Here is a 14,418-nt window from a genome sequence, read left to right as displayed (position 1 = left end):
CTTCCTTATAAGACAACCTAATTTAAAATATTTTCTTTTGATTATGATCATTAAAATAACTTTGTAGGGCTTGTTGTAAGTCTGATAATGTTTTCACTTCATTGTCAATTTCAATTCCAAGTTCAATCATGGTATCGGCAATTTCAGGACTAATTCCTGTCATGATCGTTGAACAGCCTAATAATTTGATCCCTTTAACAATTTTAAATAAATGGTTAACAACAGCTGTGTCTACATACGGTACCCCAGAAATATCAATAATTAATTGAGTAGCTTTTAATTCTTTAACACGATTAAGGGTTCTTTCACGAATTTTTTTAGCACGGTACGTATCCACATTTCCCACTACAGGTAAGATACAAACCTTATCCGTAATTGGAATAATCGGAACGGACAATTCATCAACCGTTTCACGATGACTTCTTAATAAATCCTCTTTATAGTTTACATAGTAAGCCGTGTATGAATCAATGTATAAATCAATAATGTCATTTACATGTCGTTCTAATGCGAAAAACTCTTCTGTATCTAATTGTATTCCGGATTCCACATAAAAGGTTTTGACCGCATTCCAAACAATTCCTCTTGAAGATTGGAAAAGTTCCCAAGCTAAATGAATCGGGAATTCTGTTTTTGCACTCGAGATTCCTCTTTCCTTAGCCTTGTCCATTAATTCTTCCATTTTCAATTCACTAATATTGGATGCTACAATTTTTATAATTGGATTTCCATGTTCGCTAAAATAATCGATTTCCCCACTATCCCTAAGAAGAGTAGCAATGTAGTCTTTATTTTCTTCCAAATATTTGATCCACTCTTCCGTATAAAAACTCAAATTCTCGTTAAAGAATTTTGCCAATTCTACTCTTGAATTAATCGTTCCTATCATCGTTTGCCCCCCAATTATCGTATCTACATGTTTAATCGTTTTTGGTAAAGTTAATGAGAACGAAGTCCCGCTGCCTTCTTCACTAGTCACACTTATTCTGCCATGATTACTTTGAATCGCATTAAATACTTGTGCTAATCCCATTCCTTTCCCATCTTGTTTCATCGTGAAGAATGGAGTGCCTAATAATCTTAATTTATCCTTCGGGATCCCCACACCAGAGTCGGATATACATATGTTTATATTTTGGACATCTTCTGTTTGGTCAATCATTAATGTACCACCATTGGGCATAGCTTCTATGGCATTCTTTATAATATTAAAAAGTGCCTTTTTAAGTTGATCTCTTCTCCCCACCACAATAGCGTTTTCATTTTCATAATGTTTGATTAGATTAATTGTGTATAACTGATTCTGAAATAGAAGTAAAATAGATTCGATCTCAGCAATGATATTAAAACTAGTTTGCTTTTCTTGTATAAATTCAGGTTTGGACACACTCATTAAATCATTTAAAATGTGGATGGCCCTTTCCAATTCATTTTGAGCGATATGAGAATATTCTTCATTATAGGATTGATCCATTAATTGAAGAAAGCCTTTTACAGCTGTTAATGGATTACGAACTTCATGAGCGATACCTGCGGCCATTTCACCGATCGAAGATAATAATGAATTGTTCCAATTATTTTGTTCGATCGAATGTTGGATATTAAGAATATCAAAAAAGTAAATATAAATGTGTTCAAGCAGGTCACCTTTATAAGATCGATGAAAAAGGAAAAAATAAGGATGAGATTCGATTGAAATGGTAAACTCATTGACTTTCCCCATGAAACATTCATGCAACTTTGTTTTTAGATCTGTATTTTTAATTCGTTGAAAAAGATTTTGTGAACTACTATCATTTGAGAATAATAGTTTTTTTGCTTCAGGATTAGCCTTAACGATCACACCATCTGGATTTAATTCGATTAAACCATAAAGGCGATTGGCTGATGTTGTCATTACCATCTCTTTTTGAACCTCCCTTCCTTGAACCATTTTACAGCTCTAACCTTTGTTCCTTTTTCATTACTAATAATTTCAAATTCATCCATAAGCCGCTTGACACCAGATAAACCAAGCCCAAGACCTGTTTTGGATCGGATATTATTATTTAATACTTGTTCTAAATGAGGGATGCCAGGTCCTTTATCAATTGCCTGTATTTCAATTCCATAGTTAGCTATTGGTTTTATAAAGAGTTCACCTTTTTCAGCATAAAAGACAATATTACGTGTCAGCTCTAATATGGAAACCACAAGCTTGGTTTGTTCACTTTTATTTAGGCCATATTCTTCAGAAACACGTTTTCCTATTGAACTAGCCATGTGAACATCATCTTCTCTTTCAATCACAATTCTGTATAAGTTCTCCACAGAATCCTCCAATTATTTTAATGTATTACAAAACTTGTCAATATTAGTAATATTTTAGCATGTTTTACAGAAAATTTATACTTTTTTACTTGATATATAAAAATTTTTAGAATTAGGAAAACATTATAAAATAACTTTTTCATAAACTCGTTTTATATTACAATAAAAGGGAAGAATAGAAGAAAGGAGAGGTCATACTATGAAAAAACTAACCCGCATCTCCAATGAACTAAAAGAATGGATCATTAAAACTTTACATAGTGGGGTCCAGCCCGAATTACTAGTTGACGCATTAATTAAAAAAGGCTTTGATCCAAAGTTTTCTTATACTCTATTATTTCAGTTAATACGAAATCAATCGATTGATAAGCATGATCAAGAAGAATCACTACCCTATCTATATGAGATTCCTGCATTAGGTAAAAAAGGTAATATCATTCATACTTCTGATCGTGATATAAAAGTAACCATGAGAATAGAAACACCGTTTATCCTTTTTCTTGATAATTTTCTAAGTATACAAGAATGCGATGAATTGATTGCGCTTTCTACTAAACGATTAAAGCGCTCTCAAGTAATCAATTCAGCTACTGGAGAAAGAATAATAGCATCTGGTAGGACGAGTGAGGGGACAGAGTATGCGATCGGAGAGAATCTTCTCATTCAAAAAATTGAAAAAAGAATACAAGAAGTGACAGATTTTCCGGTTGATCATGGAGAAAGTCTTCAAGTCTTACATTATAATCAAGGCGAAGAATATAAATCCCATTATGATTTTTTCCCAGACAATAAAATAGACCCTACTATAGGAGTACAAAGGGTCTGCACACTGTTAATGTATTTAAATGATGTTCATGAAGGTGGAGAAACGATTTTTCCTAAAATCGATCTAAAGGTATCACCAAAAAAAGGAGCGGCACTGTATTTTCATTATGGCAACGAAAAGGGGCAAACCGATCGATTATCCTTACACAGCAGTGTACCTGTACTAACAGGTGAGAAATGGGTTGCAACCAAATGGATCAGACAAGGGAGAATTTATTAGTGGGACAGAGGGACATGTTTCCTCTGTCCCTTTAAGATTCCTCAAAGGTGAGTAATTGCCGTAGATCATCTTTATTTTGTGTTAAATCTTCTAATGTGTATTTTTTTAAAACATGGATAAATGCTTGAAGTGCTTCATGAAGAATATGCTTTAACTTACATGAAGGAGTGATTACACAATAGTTTTTTTCATGATTAAAACATTCAACGATATGAAAATCTTCCTCTGTTTTTGATACGACTTCTCCAATATTAATATCCTTGGGATCCATAGCTAGTTTAATCCCGCCATATCGACCTCTTATCGTTTCAATATAGCCAAGCTTTCCTAAATCATGAATAATTTTCATCAAGTGATTTTTTGAAATTTGATAGTTCTCTGCAATTTCTCTAATAGTACCTAGTTCATTTTGATCTTTTAATGCTAAATATATTAATACTCGTAAGGAATAGTCCGTATAATTTGTTAATCTCATTTTAAATGCTCCTCATTTATATTAAAACTTACCTTATTATATCATCAATGGAAAAAATCTGTAATTGTGACAATTTTATGAAACATGTATTTCAAATATATTTTTATTTACACTGTTGTTATATTATTAAAGATGTAAATATAATATATCTTTAATAAGAACAAAGGTGGATGAGAACATGTTAAGTGAAAAAACAATTGAAATTGTAAAGAGTACGGTTCCTGTTTTGGAAAAATACGGAAAAGACATTACAACACGTTTCTATCAATTAATGTTTAGCAAACACCCAGAACTATTAAATATTTTTAACCATGCGAATCAAAAACAAGGAAGACAACAAACTGCATTGGCTAATACTGTTTATGCGGCAGCAGCAAATATCGATAATCTAGGTGCGATTATCCCGGTTGTCAAACAAATTGGAACAAAACATAGAGCGTTAGGAGTTTTGCCTGAACACTATCCAATTGTTGGTGAAAACTTGTTAGCAGCCATTAAAGACGTTCTAGGTGATGAGGCTACAGATGATATTATTAATGCTTGGGTAGAAGCCTATGGCGTCATTGCGGACGCATTTATCGGAATTGAACAGGAAATGTATAGTGAAGCAAAAGAACAACAGGGTGGATGGGAAGGTTTTAGAAACTTCGTTGTAGTTAAAAAAGTAAAAGAAAGTGAAGTCATTACTTCTTTTTATTTAAAGCCAGAAGATGGTGGTGCCATTGCATCCTATCAAGCCGGTCAATATATTACTTTGAAGGTAAAACCTAAAAACAATGAGTGTACAAGTCTTCGCCACTATAGTTTATCGGATTCCCCAGGGAAAGAATACTATCGTATTAGTGTCAAACGCGAAGACAAGGGAGTTGTTTCAAACTACTTACACAATGTAGTTCAAGAAGGCGATATCATCCCAGTAAGTGCTCCAGCCGGAATATTTGTACTCCAAGAAAAAGATACACCAGTTGTATTACTAAGTGGAGGTGTTGGATTAACACCAATGGTAAGTATGCTAAAAACGATTGCTGAGAAACAACCAGAACGTGAAGTAACGTTTATCCATGGTGCATTAAATAGTGGAGTTCATGCGTTAAAAGATGAAGTCTCACAATTAGCTCGTGAGAATCAAAATGTCACTAGTTATATCGCTTACTCTGCACCAACAGAGAGAGATCGTGAAGTAGGCGAATACGATAAAGAAGGATTCGTTGATTTAGAATGGCTACAATCAATCGTAAAAGATACCTCAGCAGATTTTTATTTCTGTGGACCCGTACCGTTCATGAAATCTATTTACCACATTCTAAAAGAATGGGAAGTAGCAACAGAAAAGATTCATTACGAATTCTTTGGTCCAGCTGGAACATTAGAAGAAGAGACCGTCTCTGCAAGTTAATGAATAGAGTGACAGGCACCTTCCATTTTATGGAAGGTGCCTGTCACTCTATTAAAATATAAAAAGTTGACCCTAATCAATTTATTAATGAAAACTATTCTCGTATAATGATATAAAGGGTACTTTATCATATTATTTTGCTAATCAGATAGGAGTTAAGTATGATCATTTCAAAAAATCGTTTAAAGCAAATTGAGGAAGAAAAAAGAGAATTGCGAGATGAGTTTGAACGTATTTATTCTAAATGTAAAGAAAAAGAATCTTTTTATACTGTTTTTTTAGAAACCTTCCAAAATGAATTATCACAGACCATTGAGCAACATGAAGTGGTAAACAGCCAACATCAAGTGCTGGGGGATTTAGTAGAGAAAATTAAAAGTCATTTTGAAAAGGTCAATTATATTAGCCAAAATTCTTGTGAGAACTCTGTAGTCCTTTTTGAGAAAGGGGAAACCTTAATTGTATCAGCCAAAGATATGGTGAATCGCTCAGAAGAAGGAAGGGCGTCTGTAAATCACGTCGAGAGATTGATTACCCAACTTGGCGAAAAATTAGAAGAAACTTATAATAAGATGAAACAATTAAGCAGTAATTCTAAAGAAATTGAAACGATTGTAAAAACGATAAACGCAATTGCCGATCAAACTAATCTACTCGCATTAAATGCTTCCATCGAAGCTGCAAGAGCAGGGGAGCACGGAAAAGGGTTTGCGGTCGTAGCTGAGGAAGTACGTAGGCTTGCCGAAAGTACTTCTACTAGTACAAGTAATATTAGCGATTTGACGCAAAATATTCAGAAGGATATTGAAGTTACTTTACAATCAACGACAGCAAGTACGGAATTAATTAGAGAAGGAATTGATTTGAGTAAAAGTACATCTAATAAAATGGATTTTATCTCTTCTTTAATCCATCAAGTTGAAATGGACGTTACGAACGTTATGAAAAAAATAGAAATGCAGAAAGAAGATTCTCAAGAAGTGATGAGTGAAATAAGTGATACAGGAATCTTATTTGAAGAAGCAAAAGATTTAATTTTATCGCATATCAATGAGGCGAGTAAAGTTGATGAAAAGTTAGAAGTAACGATTCATCAATTAACCGAACTAGATAAAAAAGTGAACTCCTTATAAAAATCAAGTCAATGAAGGACCGCTCAAAACAAAAGAAAGAGAGGACCTTTTCGCTTGTTTATCCTATGAAAGCTCAAGAGTATAAAAAGGAAAGAGTCCTATCACTAGTAAGTTTCGCTTTTGTGGAGCCACTAATAAAATATCCTATTCAAAAATAGGCTAAATCTCCTAATGATTTAGGTACCTATAATGCCTTCTTTAATAAAGAATATCGAACTTGGGTAGGTAAAAGCAATTATGTGAAACTTAATAGGACATACGTTCCGTTATGTATAACAATAATAGTGAATTCGAATTTTTATCGGACATGCGTTCCACTATTTATCTGAAAAGTTGTCCCCCAAAATGTTTTAACGCATGGAATTGACTGTTATCCATGCGTTTTTGCTATTTCTATTGTTTACTTACATTTCCTCCGCATGATCTAACATACATAGACATATCACGCTTTCCATTTATCATAGATTATTTTTATATTTTCTCCTGCCTAGGCTCACGTTTACGATAAATCACATAGCTTCGGAATAAATAACGTAAAGGTACACTAAAAACATGGACTAAACGCGTGAATGGCCAAACTGGAAAAAGTCCCAATGCAGCTAGCATATGGATTTTAAACCAAATCGGAACACTTTCAAGTAGGCTTGCATCAGGTCGGAAAAATAATATACCCCTTAACCAAGGTCCAATTGTTGTACGGTAATCAAACCCATTGTTTTCTACATTAAATAAAGTGGCAGACATACCCGAAAGGATGACAATCGCTAGGGAAAATATCACAATTTAGACAAAAAGAAAAAAGCTGACGATTTTTTGTCAGCTTTTTTCTATTCGATATTGCAATACACGGCAGGGCAGTTTTCACATCCGATTTCATTTTTTAGATAATCTGAATCATGAATGGTGATTTTTCCTTTTTCATTTGAAATGACCCCTTTGCGTTTTAATTCATTTAAAGTTTTATTCGTACTTTCTCTTGATGTGCCACAGAAATCACCTAGCTTTTGATTCGTTAACGGAAGATCAATCAGAATCCCGTCCTTTTTCTGGATTCCGTAACTATTTGTCATCCGGATTAATGTTGAAAATAAGGCTCCTTTTTTGCCATTTAATACAAGATCACGAAATTTTGTTTGTGTTTTGCGAAAATGATCGCTCATCCATTTCATAAATTCATAGCCAAGCGCACTGTTTTCAAAAATTGCTTTCTCTAACACATCTTTTCGAATGATGGCCATTTCTCCCTCCACAAGTACTTTTGCACTTAGAAGGTATTTGGGATTATCGGTAAAGAGCGTTAATTCTCCACAAATATCATTTTCCCCACAAATTCGTAAAGTTAGTTCACGGCCGTCAGCAGTTACTTTACTGATTTGAACATTACCAGAGACAATCATGTATAATTCTTCTGCAATTTCCCCTTCACGAAAGATAAATTGATCCTTAGAAATAGGGACTGTTCGATCGGCAATCCGTAGTAATTCTGTGATTTGGATAGAATGAGTTGATTTTAATGAATTAGGCATGTGAATTCCACCTTCATAAAGTATTACTATAAATGTGACTAAATCTTGAACAATATAAAAACTGTGAACAACTTCACATCAATAGTTTAACAATATTTCTTACGATAATCACGAAATACTTTTTAAAAATGAAAACGATGACATGGAAAATACTATTCTGGAAAGGGGAAAGAAGATACATGAATAAAAAGGCATTACAACTTCCGGTGCAAACGATAACACTTGTGGTCGGATTCATGGTGTGGGTTATTTTATCTGGATTAATTTCTTATATTAAAACAGATATCGAATTAACGGGGAATCAATTAACACTTGTTACGGCAGTACCCGTTATTTTAGGATCTATTTTACGTGTTCCGATTGGATATTGGACAAATCGATATGGGGCAAGGAAGGTAAGTTTAATTAGTTTTATTGTTTTATTATTTCCTATTTTCTACATTAGTTACGCAGACTCATTATTTGATTTATTGTTTGGCGGTTTATTTATCGGGATTAGCGGTGCGATTTTCTCAGCGGGTGTAACCGCTTTACCTAAATATTTTCCAAAAGAGCGTCATGGTTTTGTCAATGGCGTTTACGGAATGGGGAATATCGGAACCGCGATTACGACTTTTTCCGTGCCAGTGCTTGCAAATATGTTTGGGTGGAGAACAAGTGTCCAGTTATTCGCCATTCTTATTTTAGGGGTATTGATATTAAATTTCTTTTTAGGAGACAAAAAAGAGCCTAAAGTTCTAACTCCCTTAACAGAGCAAATTAAATTGGTCTATAAAAATACAAAACTATGGTTTTTGAGTTTGTTTTATTTCTTAACGTTTGGGTGTTTCGTTGCTTTTACCGTTTATTTACCTAATTTTCTAGTGTCAAATTTTGGATTGGACACGGTTGATGCAGGGGTAAGAACCGCTGGTTTTATTGCCCTTGCTACTTTCTTAAGACCTGTAGGGGGATGTTTAGGGGATAAATTCAATAGCTTTAAAATTTTGATGGTGGTATTTACAGGGTTGACATTGTCAGGAATTGTACTTGCTTTTAATCCATCGTTAATGCTTTATACAGTCGGTTGTTTAAGCATAGCCATATGTGCTGGAATTGGAAATGGTACGATATTTAAATTAGTTCCATTGTATTTTTCTAAAGAAGCAGGAATTGTAAACGGAATTGTGTCAGCAATGGGTGGACTAGGCGGATTTTTCCCACCAATCATATTGTCCATCCTCTATAACGTAACAGGACATTACGCAATCGGGTATATGGCATTGTCCCAAGTAGCCTTAGCAAGTTTAATTATTGTTGTTGGAATGTACTATAGTGAAAAAATAAACAAAATGAATGAATACAAGCGAAATCAATCAAATAAAAAAGTAATTTAAAACAATTTAAAGGGTTTAATGTAAAGGGTGACAATGTAAAGGGTGACAGGCACCTTCCATAAAATGGAAGGTGCCTGTCACCCTTTAAAAGTTAGTTTGTAAATTTTTTGTAAAGATTATATTAAAAATATGAAAAGCTTTGTTTTACCTATGTAAATTTACTGTAAATCTTGTTAAGATATTTAGGGAAATTTGTCGATTTATAAAATTAGGAATGGGGTTAAAATCGGATATGAATTATCAAGAAATGATTTTTCAATTCATTGGTGGATTGGGCATTTTCTTATTTGGGATCAAATATATGGGGGACGGGCTGCAAACTGCGGCTGGCGATCGCTTAAGAGATATATTAGATAAGTTTACGACGAATCCATTTATGGGTGTTTTAACGGGGATTCTAGTGACAGTTCTTATTCAATCCAGCTCAGGGACAACGGCACTAACTGTTGGTTTAGTAAGCGCAGGATTTATGACATTAAGACAGGCGATTGGTGTGATTATGGGTGCCAACATTGGGACCACCGTAACAGCCTTTATTATTGGAATTGATATTGGTGCTTATGCATTACCAATTATTGCAGTGGGTGCGATGCTGATCTTCTTTTTCAAAAATTATAAAATTACATCTTTTGGTCAAGTTGTATTTGGATTTGGTGGATTATTTTTTGGATTAGAATTAATGAGCGCGGGAATGAAGCCACTACGGTCATTAGAGGCGTTCCATGAATTAACAGTCAGTATGAGTAACGAGCCTATTTTAGGTGTTGTGATTGGAACCATTTTTACGCTTATTGTTCAAAGTTCAAGTGCTACAATTGGAATTTTACAGGAGTTATTCGCACAGGGTGCGATCGACTTAAATGCTGCACTACCAGTATTGTTTGGTGATAACATTGGTACAACAATCACAGCTGTAATTGCTAGTATTGGAGCAAGTATCTCTGCAAGAAGAGCGGCTGGAGTACATGTTCTGTTTAATTTATTAGGAACGATTATTTTCTTAATCTTTTTAGTACCATTTACAAGTTTTATTTCTTATTTACAAGGTGCCCTCGATTTAAATCCTGCAATGGCAATTGCCTTTGCGCACGGAACATTTAACGTTTCGAATACGATCATACAATTTCCATTTATTGGTGTGTTAGCTTGGCTTGTTACAAAGATTATTCCAGGTGAAGATGACTTTATTAATACAAAACCACAGCATCTAAATCCAACATTTATTGAACATTCTCCTTCTATTGCACTTGGACAAGCAAAAGAAGAAATGAAAAGAATGACAGAGTTTTCATTAAAGGGAATGAATGAAGCTTTCTCCTATATACAAACAAGTGATAAAAAGCATGCTGACAATGCATTGCAATATGAAGAAGGAATTGACAATCTAGATTGGCATATTACCAATTATTTAGTGGATATCTCATCAAAGCCACTTTCAATAAAGGAAAGAGAATTTTTATCTGATTTAACAGATTGGGTTCGTAATATTGAGCGCATTGGGGATCATATGGAGAATATTGTTGAACTAATCGATTATAAAATTAATAAAAAGGCCATTTTATCAGAAGAAGCGATCAATGATTTAACGGAAATGTTTACTTTTACAATCAAAACGTTAGAAACTTCGTATAAAGCCGTATTCGATAATAATCTTGATTTAGCTCGTACGGTGTTAGACAATGAAAATAAAATTGATTCCATGGAAAGAGTCCTACGCAAAAAGCATATTAGATTCTTAAATGAAGGACAAAGTTCTGGAGATGAAATGATTGTCTTTGTCGACATCATTAGCAATTTAGAGAGAATCGGGGATCATGCGTCAAATATCTCTGAGTCTTTCATCAATTCAGTTACAGAATTAAAGAAAAAAAATAATGGGGAAACGGTTGCGTTGTTTTCTTAAAGCTGGTTATGGAAAAGGAAAATCTAGTAAAAGAGATTAAATGATTAAAAGGTGTCAGGTATCCTCTACTTGGAAGATTCCTGACACCTTTTTTATATTGACCAATCGTAAGCCCTTTTTTTAAACAATGCTTGTAAATAAGTAGCACCTCCAAACTTATGAAGAAAAAAGGAGGTGCTTTTTATACCACAATAAAAACTTACCGTTGACCTCGTTACATTACTATCCGAAAACGAAAATACTACAGCTGCAAACCTAGTAGTTCTATACCCAGATCCAAATGCTTAGATGGGCAAACATTCAAACAGTCATGTTAAAGTATTCATTGAAGAACAAGACTTTTCTGATTATGATTGTAAGTCTGTTAGACAATTGCGGTAGATTAAGAAGATATGCCTTCAATTTTCGAGATCAAAGAGATAAAAGAATGTCCCCTTAACGGATGAAAAAACGAACGGAGCAATAACGGAAGCTTACACCGCGAAATGTTCCTGCCCAGAGTTATGTCATAATGTGAAGGAAGAAAATGAGAAATACAGAGAATTCAAACACCATTGTTAACCTGCTCTGTATTATTCGTATCTGTAGTTAAGTAGTTTGAATGACTTTAAATATTTTAACCAATTATGTAACGCTGAACGTTTCTTTTTCATAGAAAACTCTACATAAAAGTTTTTCAATTTAATGTGACTATTTATACTTTAATTAAAATATTTGAATAATATTCAGGCAATACTGTAGCAAAAATTAGCCATTACTGTGAAGCTGTTCATATAGTAAACTTGCCACATAATATACAATTTTTTATATTGGGAAAAAGTGTATACCACAAAAAAGGCTGGCTCGATGGTCAACCTTTTTTGTGTTTTTTCCTTATCCAAAGTTGAAAGTATTTTGACGATAGAATGTTTAATTAACTTGTCTAAATCTACAAGTTAATTAAAAACCTTCTAACAGCCAATGGATCTTAGCGTCCGAAGTTTCGTCCGCCTCTTTGAGCTAAATCGTCTCCAGCTTTATTCTCTTCGATTCGTCCGCCTCTTTGAGCTAAATCATCTCCGGCTTTATTCTCTTCGATCTCGCCACCTTTTTGAGCGATATCATCGCCAGCTTTGACATTTTCTAGCTCTCCACCTCTAGATACTAGATCTTTGCCAGCAGCCTCTCCACCATTTTGAGCTGCGACTTCGCCAGCTGCAGTAGAGTCATCGTTTGCATTTGTAAGAGTATTATGAATATTGATGGTTATTTTAAGACCATCTTTTTCAACATCAAATTCAACTTTGTCCTTTTTGGAGTTATCATGAAAGTGTTTTTTCTGATCTTCTCTCATCTAAATCACCTCCTTTTGTTAATATAATGTATGCATGAAGTGCTTTATGTGAGCTAGACAAACTATACAAATTTATATAATTTGGGAAAAGTGTATAACACAAAAAAGGCTGACGCGAGGGTCAACCTTTTTTTGTGTTTTTTCATACCCTAAGTTGAAGGTATTTTGGAGATAGAATGTTTTTAATAACTTGTCCAGATCTACAAGTTAATTAAAGGATTGCTAACAGCGATGGACCTTAGAGTTCGAAGTTTCGTCCGCCTCTTTGAGCTAAATCATCTCCGGCTTTGTTCTCTTCGATTCGTCCGCCTCTTTGAGCTAAATCATCTCCGGCTTTATTCTCTTCGATCTCGCCACCTTTTTGAGCGATATCATCTCCAGCTTTAATATTTTCTAGCTCTCCACCTCTAGTTACTAGATCTTTACCAGCAGCTTCGCCACCTCTTTGAGCTGCGACTTCACCAGCGGCAGTAGAGTCATCGTTTGCATTTGTAAGAGTGTTATGAATATTGATGCTTATTTTAAGACCATCTTTTTCAACATCAAATTCAACTTTGTCCTTTTTGGAATTATCATGCCATTTCTTATCATCATCATGACATTTCTTTTTGTCATCATGACATTTCTTCTCATCATGACATTTCTTATCATCATGAAAGTGCTTTCTCTGACCTTCTCTCATCTAAATCACCTCCTTTTGTTAATATAATGTATGCATGAAGTGCTAATGTGAGTAGGACAAATAATACAGTTCAATAACCCATTTTTACCCCTAAAGAAAAAATGGGTATTTTTTATAATCATGTAAATACTTTTTTAGGGTGTATTGTAAGTGAAAGGTGATTGTGTTAACTTGCCGTATTCGACTTCCTTATAAAAAATAGAAAAAGAGGAACTCTACCGTCCAGTAAGGGTGGCTAGGTGATAAACTTAATTGATATAAAAGATAACTTTTAATCCTCCCTTAACCCTTTTATATAATTGGATGTTTAAGTATTGCGATTTGTGAATGAATCTGGAATGGTACCGATTTTAAATTGGTTCCTATGTATTTTTCCAAACAAGCGGGAATCGTCAATGGAATTGATGCTGCAAAAGGTGGTTTAGGTGACTCCTTTCCACCGATGATTCTGTCATTTAATTTAACTTAACTGGTTATTATGCGATAGGGTATATGGCTTTGTCACAGTTGCTTTAGCCAGTTTAATTATTGTTGTTGGATTGTTTTATCAAGAAAGATTAAACATGGCCAATAATATTATTAGTCAGACGGTAGAAGCTATTGTTACTGACTTAGATGGAAATATTAAACGAGTCAATTCTTCGTTTACAAAGATTACGAGTTATGAGGAAACAGAAGTTATTGGGCGGAATACGAGAATACTAGATTCAATAAACATAATAAAGAATTTTACCGTGACATGTGGAAATGTAATAAAGAAGATGGTTTTTGGCAAAGGGAAATATATAATAAGAGGAAAAGTGGTGATCTTTACATGCAATGGCTATCTATTACCCCTGTAAAGAACGACGTAGATGAAATCAAGAGTTATGTTGGAATCTTTAGTGAAATGAAAAAAAGTAAGTAGAATGTTATGTAAAGCATAATACTACATTCTTATCTGTAATTTTAGAACTGATATTATGACCAGTGCCCTAACTGTAGACAATTAGGAATAAACAATGGTTTACTAGTTGATCGTGATGAATTCGAAGAAATACCCGATGAACAAAACTTGATGGGCATTTCAAAATAATTCGTATTTAAAAATACAGAAAAACCAACTCATTTGCAAAGCATTAGTGCTAAAACTCCAGAGCAAGTGAAAATATTCTTAAACATAATGAGGAAGTAGTTTTATAGAGAAATAGAACAAGGCTGACCAACAAAAGGGGATTTTTTGATAGATAGCCTTGTATA

At 34.0% G+C, this 14,418-nt stretch carries 12 protein-coding genes and 2 pseudogenes; 7 read left to right on the top strand and 7 right to left on the bottom strand.

Annotated elements, in window-relative coordinates; all coding sequences use genetic code 11:
- Positions 1–22: 22 nt before the first annotated feature.
- Together Q5760_RS15770 and Q5760_RS15765 are read right to left on the bottom strand one after the other, a co-directional pair.
- Positions 23–1,903 (bottom strand): ATP-binding protein, encoded by a 1,881-nt coding sequence (locus tag Q5760_RS15770; RefSeq protein ID WP_428908582.1) that lies wholly within the window; start codon positions 1,901–1,903, stop codon positions 23–25.
- Positions 1,897–2,310: an ATP-binding protein gene (locus tag Q5760_RS15765; protein ID WP_428908581.1), complete on the bottom strand. Its 414-nt coding sequence runs from the start codon at positions 2,308–2,310 to the stop codon at positions 1,897–1,899. The genes Q5760_RS15770 and Q5760_RS15765 overlap by 7 nt, the downstream gene beginning before the upstream one ends.
- Before the next feature lie 199 nt (positions 2,311–2,509).
- On the opposite strand from Q5760_RS15765, the gene Q5760_RS15760 reads away from it, so the two are divergent.
- Positions 2,510–3,355, top strand: a complete 846-nt coding sequence (locus tag Q5760_RS15760; protein ID WP_428908580.1) for a 2OG-Fe(II) oxygenase — start codon at positions 2,510–2,512, stop codon at positions 3,353–3,355.
- A 31-nt stretch (positions 3,356–3,386) separates the two neighbouring features.
- Here the strand turns inward: Q5760_RS15760 and Q5760_RS15755 are convergent, their stop codons facing one another.
- Positions 3,387–3,830 (bottom strand): RrF2 family transcriptional regulator, encoded by a 444-nt coding sequence (locus Q5760_RS15755; RefSeq protein WP_428908579.1) that lies wholly within the window; start codon positions 3,828–3,830, stop codon positions 3,387–3,389.
- Between the two features lie 178 nt (positions 3,831–4,008).
- On the opposite strand from Q5760_RS15755, the gene hmpA reads away from it, so the two are divergent.
- Positions 4,009–5,226 (top strand): NO-inducible flavohemoprotein, encoded by a 1,218-nt coding sequence (gene hmpA, locus Q5760_RS15750; protein ID WP_428908578.1) that lies wholly within the window; start codon positions 4,009–4,011, stop codon positions 5,224–5,226.
- A gap of 161 nt (positions 5,227–5,387) precedes the next feature.
- The gene (locus tag Q5760_RS15745) at positions 5,388–6,359 is read left to right on the top strand and encodes a methyl-accepting chemotaxis protein (protein WP_428908577.1); all 972 of its coding nucleotides are present in this window, start codon (positions 5,388–5,390) and stop codon (positions 6,357–6,359) included.
- A 471-nt stretch (positions 6,360–6,830) separates the two neighbouring features.
- Here the strand turns inward: Q5760_RS15745 and narI are convergent.
- Together narI and Q5760_RS15735 are read right to left on the bottom strand one after the other, a co-directional pair.
- Positions 6,831–7,127: pseudogene (narI, locus tag Q5760_RS15740) on the bottom strand (respiratory nitrate reductase subunit gamma); the annotation flags it as partial.
- A gap of 59 nt (positions 7,128–7,186) precedes the next feature.
- Positions 7,187–7,885 (bottom strand): Crp/Fnr family transcriptional regulator, encoded by a 699-nt coding sequence (locus tag Q5760_RS15735; protein ID WP_428908576.1) that lies wholly within the window; start codon positions 7,883–7,885, stop codon positions 7,187–7,189.
- Positions 7,886–8,064: 179 nt separating this feature from the next.
- Between Q5760_RS15735 and Q5760_RS15730 the strand changes: the two genes are divergently transcribed.
- A complete protein-coding gene (locus tag Q5760_RS15730) occupies positions 8,065–9,261 on the top strand; it encodes an MFS transporter (RefSeq protein ID WP_428908575.1) in 1,197 nt (398 codons plus the stop codon).
- A 214-nt stretch (positions 9,262–9,475) separates the two neighbouring features.
- Positions 9,476–11,164, top strand: a complete 1,689-nt coding sequence (locus tag Q5760_RS15725) for a Na/Pi cotransporter family protein (RefSeq protein ID WP_428908574.1) — start codon at positions 9,476–9,478, stop codon at positions 11,162–11,164.
- 967 nt (positions 11,165–12,131) lie between these two features.
- On the opposite strand, the gene Q5760_RS15720 is transcribed toward Q5760_RS15725, so the two are convergent.
- Positions 12,132–12,497, bottom strand: a complete 366-nt coding sequence (locus Q5760_RS15720; RefSeq protein ID WP_428908573.1) for a hypothetical protein — start codon at positions 12,495–12,497, stop codon at positions 12,132–12,134.
- A gap of 238 nt (positions 12,498–12,735) precedes the next feature.
- The gene (locus tag Q5760_RS15715; protein ID WP_428908572.1) at positions 12,736–13,179 is read right to left on the bottom strand and encodes a hypothetical protein; all 444 of its coding nucleotides are present in this window, start codon (positions 13,177–13,179) and stop codon (positions 12,736–12,738) included.
- Between the two features lie 292 nt (positions 13,180–13,471).
- Between Q5760_RS15715 and Q5760_RS15710 the strand changes: the two are divergent.
- Positions 13,472–13,739 (top strand): annotated as a pseudogene (locus Q5760_RS15710) (nitrate/nitrite transporter); the annotation flags it as partial.
- Between the two features lie 3 nt (positions 13,740–13,742).
- A complete protein-coding gene (locus tag Q5760_RS15705; protein WP_428912602.1) occupies positions 13,743–14,021 on the top strand; it encodes a PAS domain S-box protein in 279 nt (92 codons plus the stop codon).
- Positions 14,022–14,418 lie beyond the last annotated feature (397 nt).

Source organism: Niallia sp. Kr1 (genome assembly GCF_050389805.1).
In the GTDB taxonomy this organism is placed as follows: Bacteria; Bacillota; Bacilli; order Bacillales; family Cytobacillaceae; genus Bacillus_BD.
The sequence above is the reverse complement of the archived record's forward strand: the minus strand, read 5'-3'. Positions and strand labels throughout refer to the sequence as shown.

Excerpts from the sequence above, each read along its gene's own strand:
- Q5760_RS15705 (WP_428912602.1), top strand. The coding sequence starts at position 13,743 with ATGGCCAATAATATTATTAGTCAGACGGTAGAAGCTATTGTTACTGAC.
- Q5760_RS15745 (WP_428908577.1), top strand. The coding sequence starts at position 5,388 with ATGATCATTTCAAAAAATCGTTTAAAGCAAATTGAGGAAGAAAAAAGA.
- Q5760_RS15760 (WP_428908580.1), top strand. The coding sequence starts at position 2,510 with ATGAAAAAACTAACCCGCATCTCCAATGAACTAAAAGAATGGATCATT.
- Q5760_RS15770 (WP_428908582.1), bottom strand. The coding sequence starts at position 1,903 with ATGGTAATGACAACATCAGCCAATCGCCTTTATGGTTTAATCGAATTA.
- hmpA (WP_428908578.1), top strand. The coding sequence starts at position 4,009 with ATGTTAAGTGAAAAAACAATTGAAATTGTAAAGAGTACGGTTCCTGTT.
- Q5760_RS15720 (WP_428908573.1), bottom strand. The coding sequence starts at position 12,497 with ATGAGAGAAGATCAGAAAAAACACTTTCATGATAACTCCAAAAAGGAC.
- Q5760_RS15725 (WP_428908574.1), top strand. The coding sequence starts at position 9,476 with ATGGGGTTAAAATCGGATATGAATTATCAAGAAATGATTTTTCAATTC.
- Q5760_RS15715 (WP_428908572.1), bottom strand. The coding sequence starts at position 13,179 with ATGAGAGAAGGTCAGAGAAAGCACTTTCATGATGATAAGAAATGTCAT.
- Q5760_RS15755 (WP_428908579.1), bottom strand. The coding sequence starts at position 3,830 with ATGAGATTAACAAATTATACGGACTATTCCTTACGAGTATTAATATAT.
- Q5760_RS15735 (WP_428908576.1), bottom strand. The coding sequence starts at position 7,885 with ATGCCTAATTCATTAAAATCAACTCATTCTATCCAAATCACAGAATTA.
- Q5760_RS15730 (WP_428908575.1), top strand. The coding sequence starts at position 8,065 with ATGAATAAAAAGGCATTACAACTTCCGGTGCAAACGATAACACTTGTG.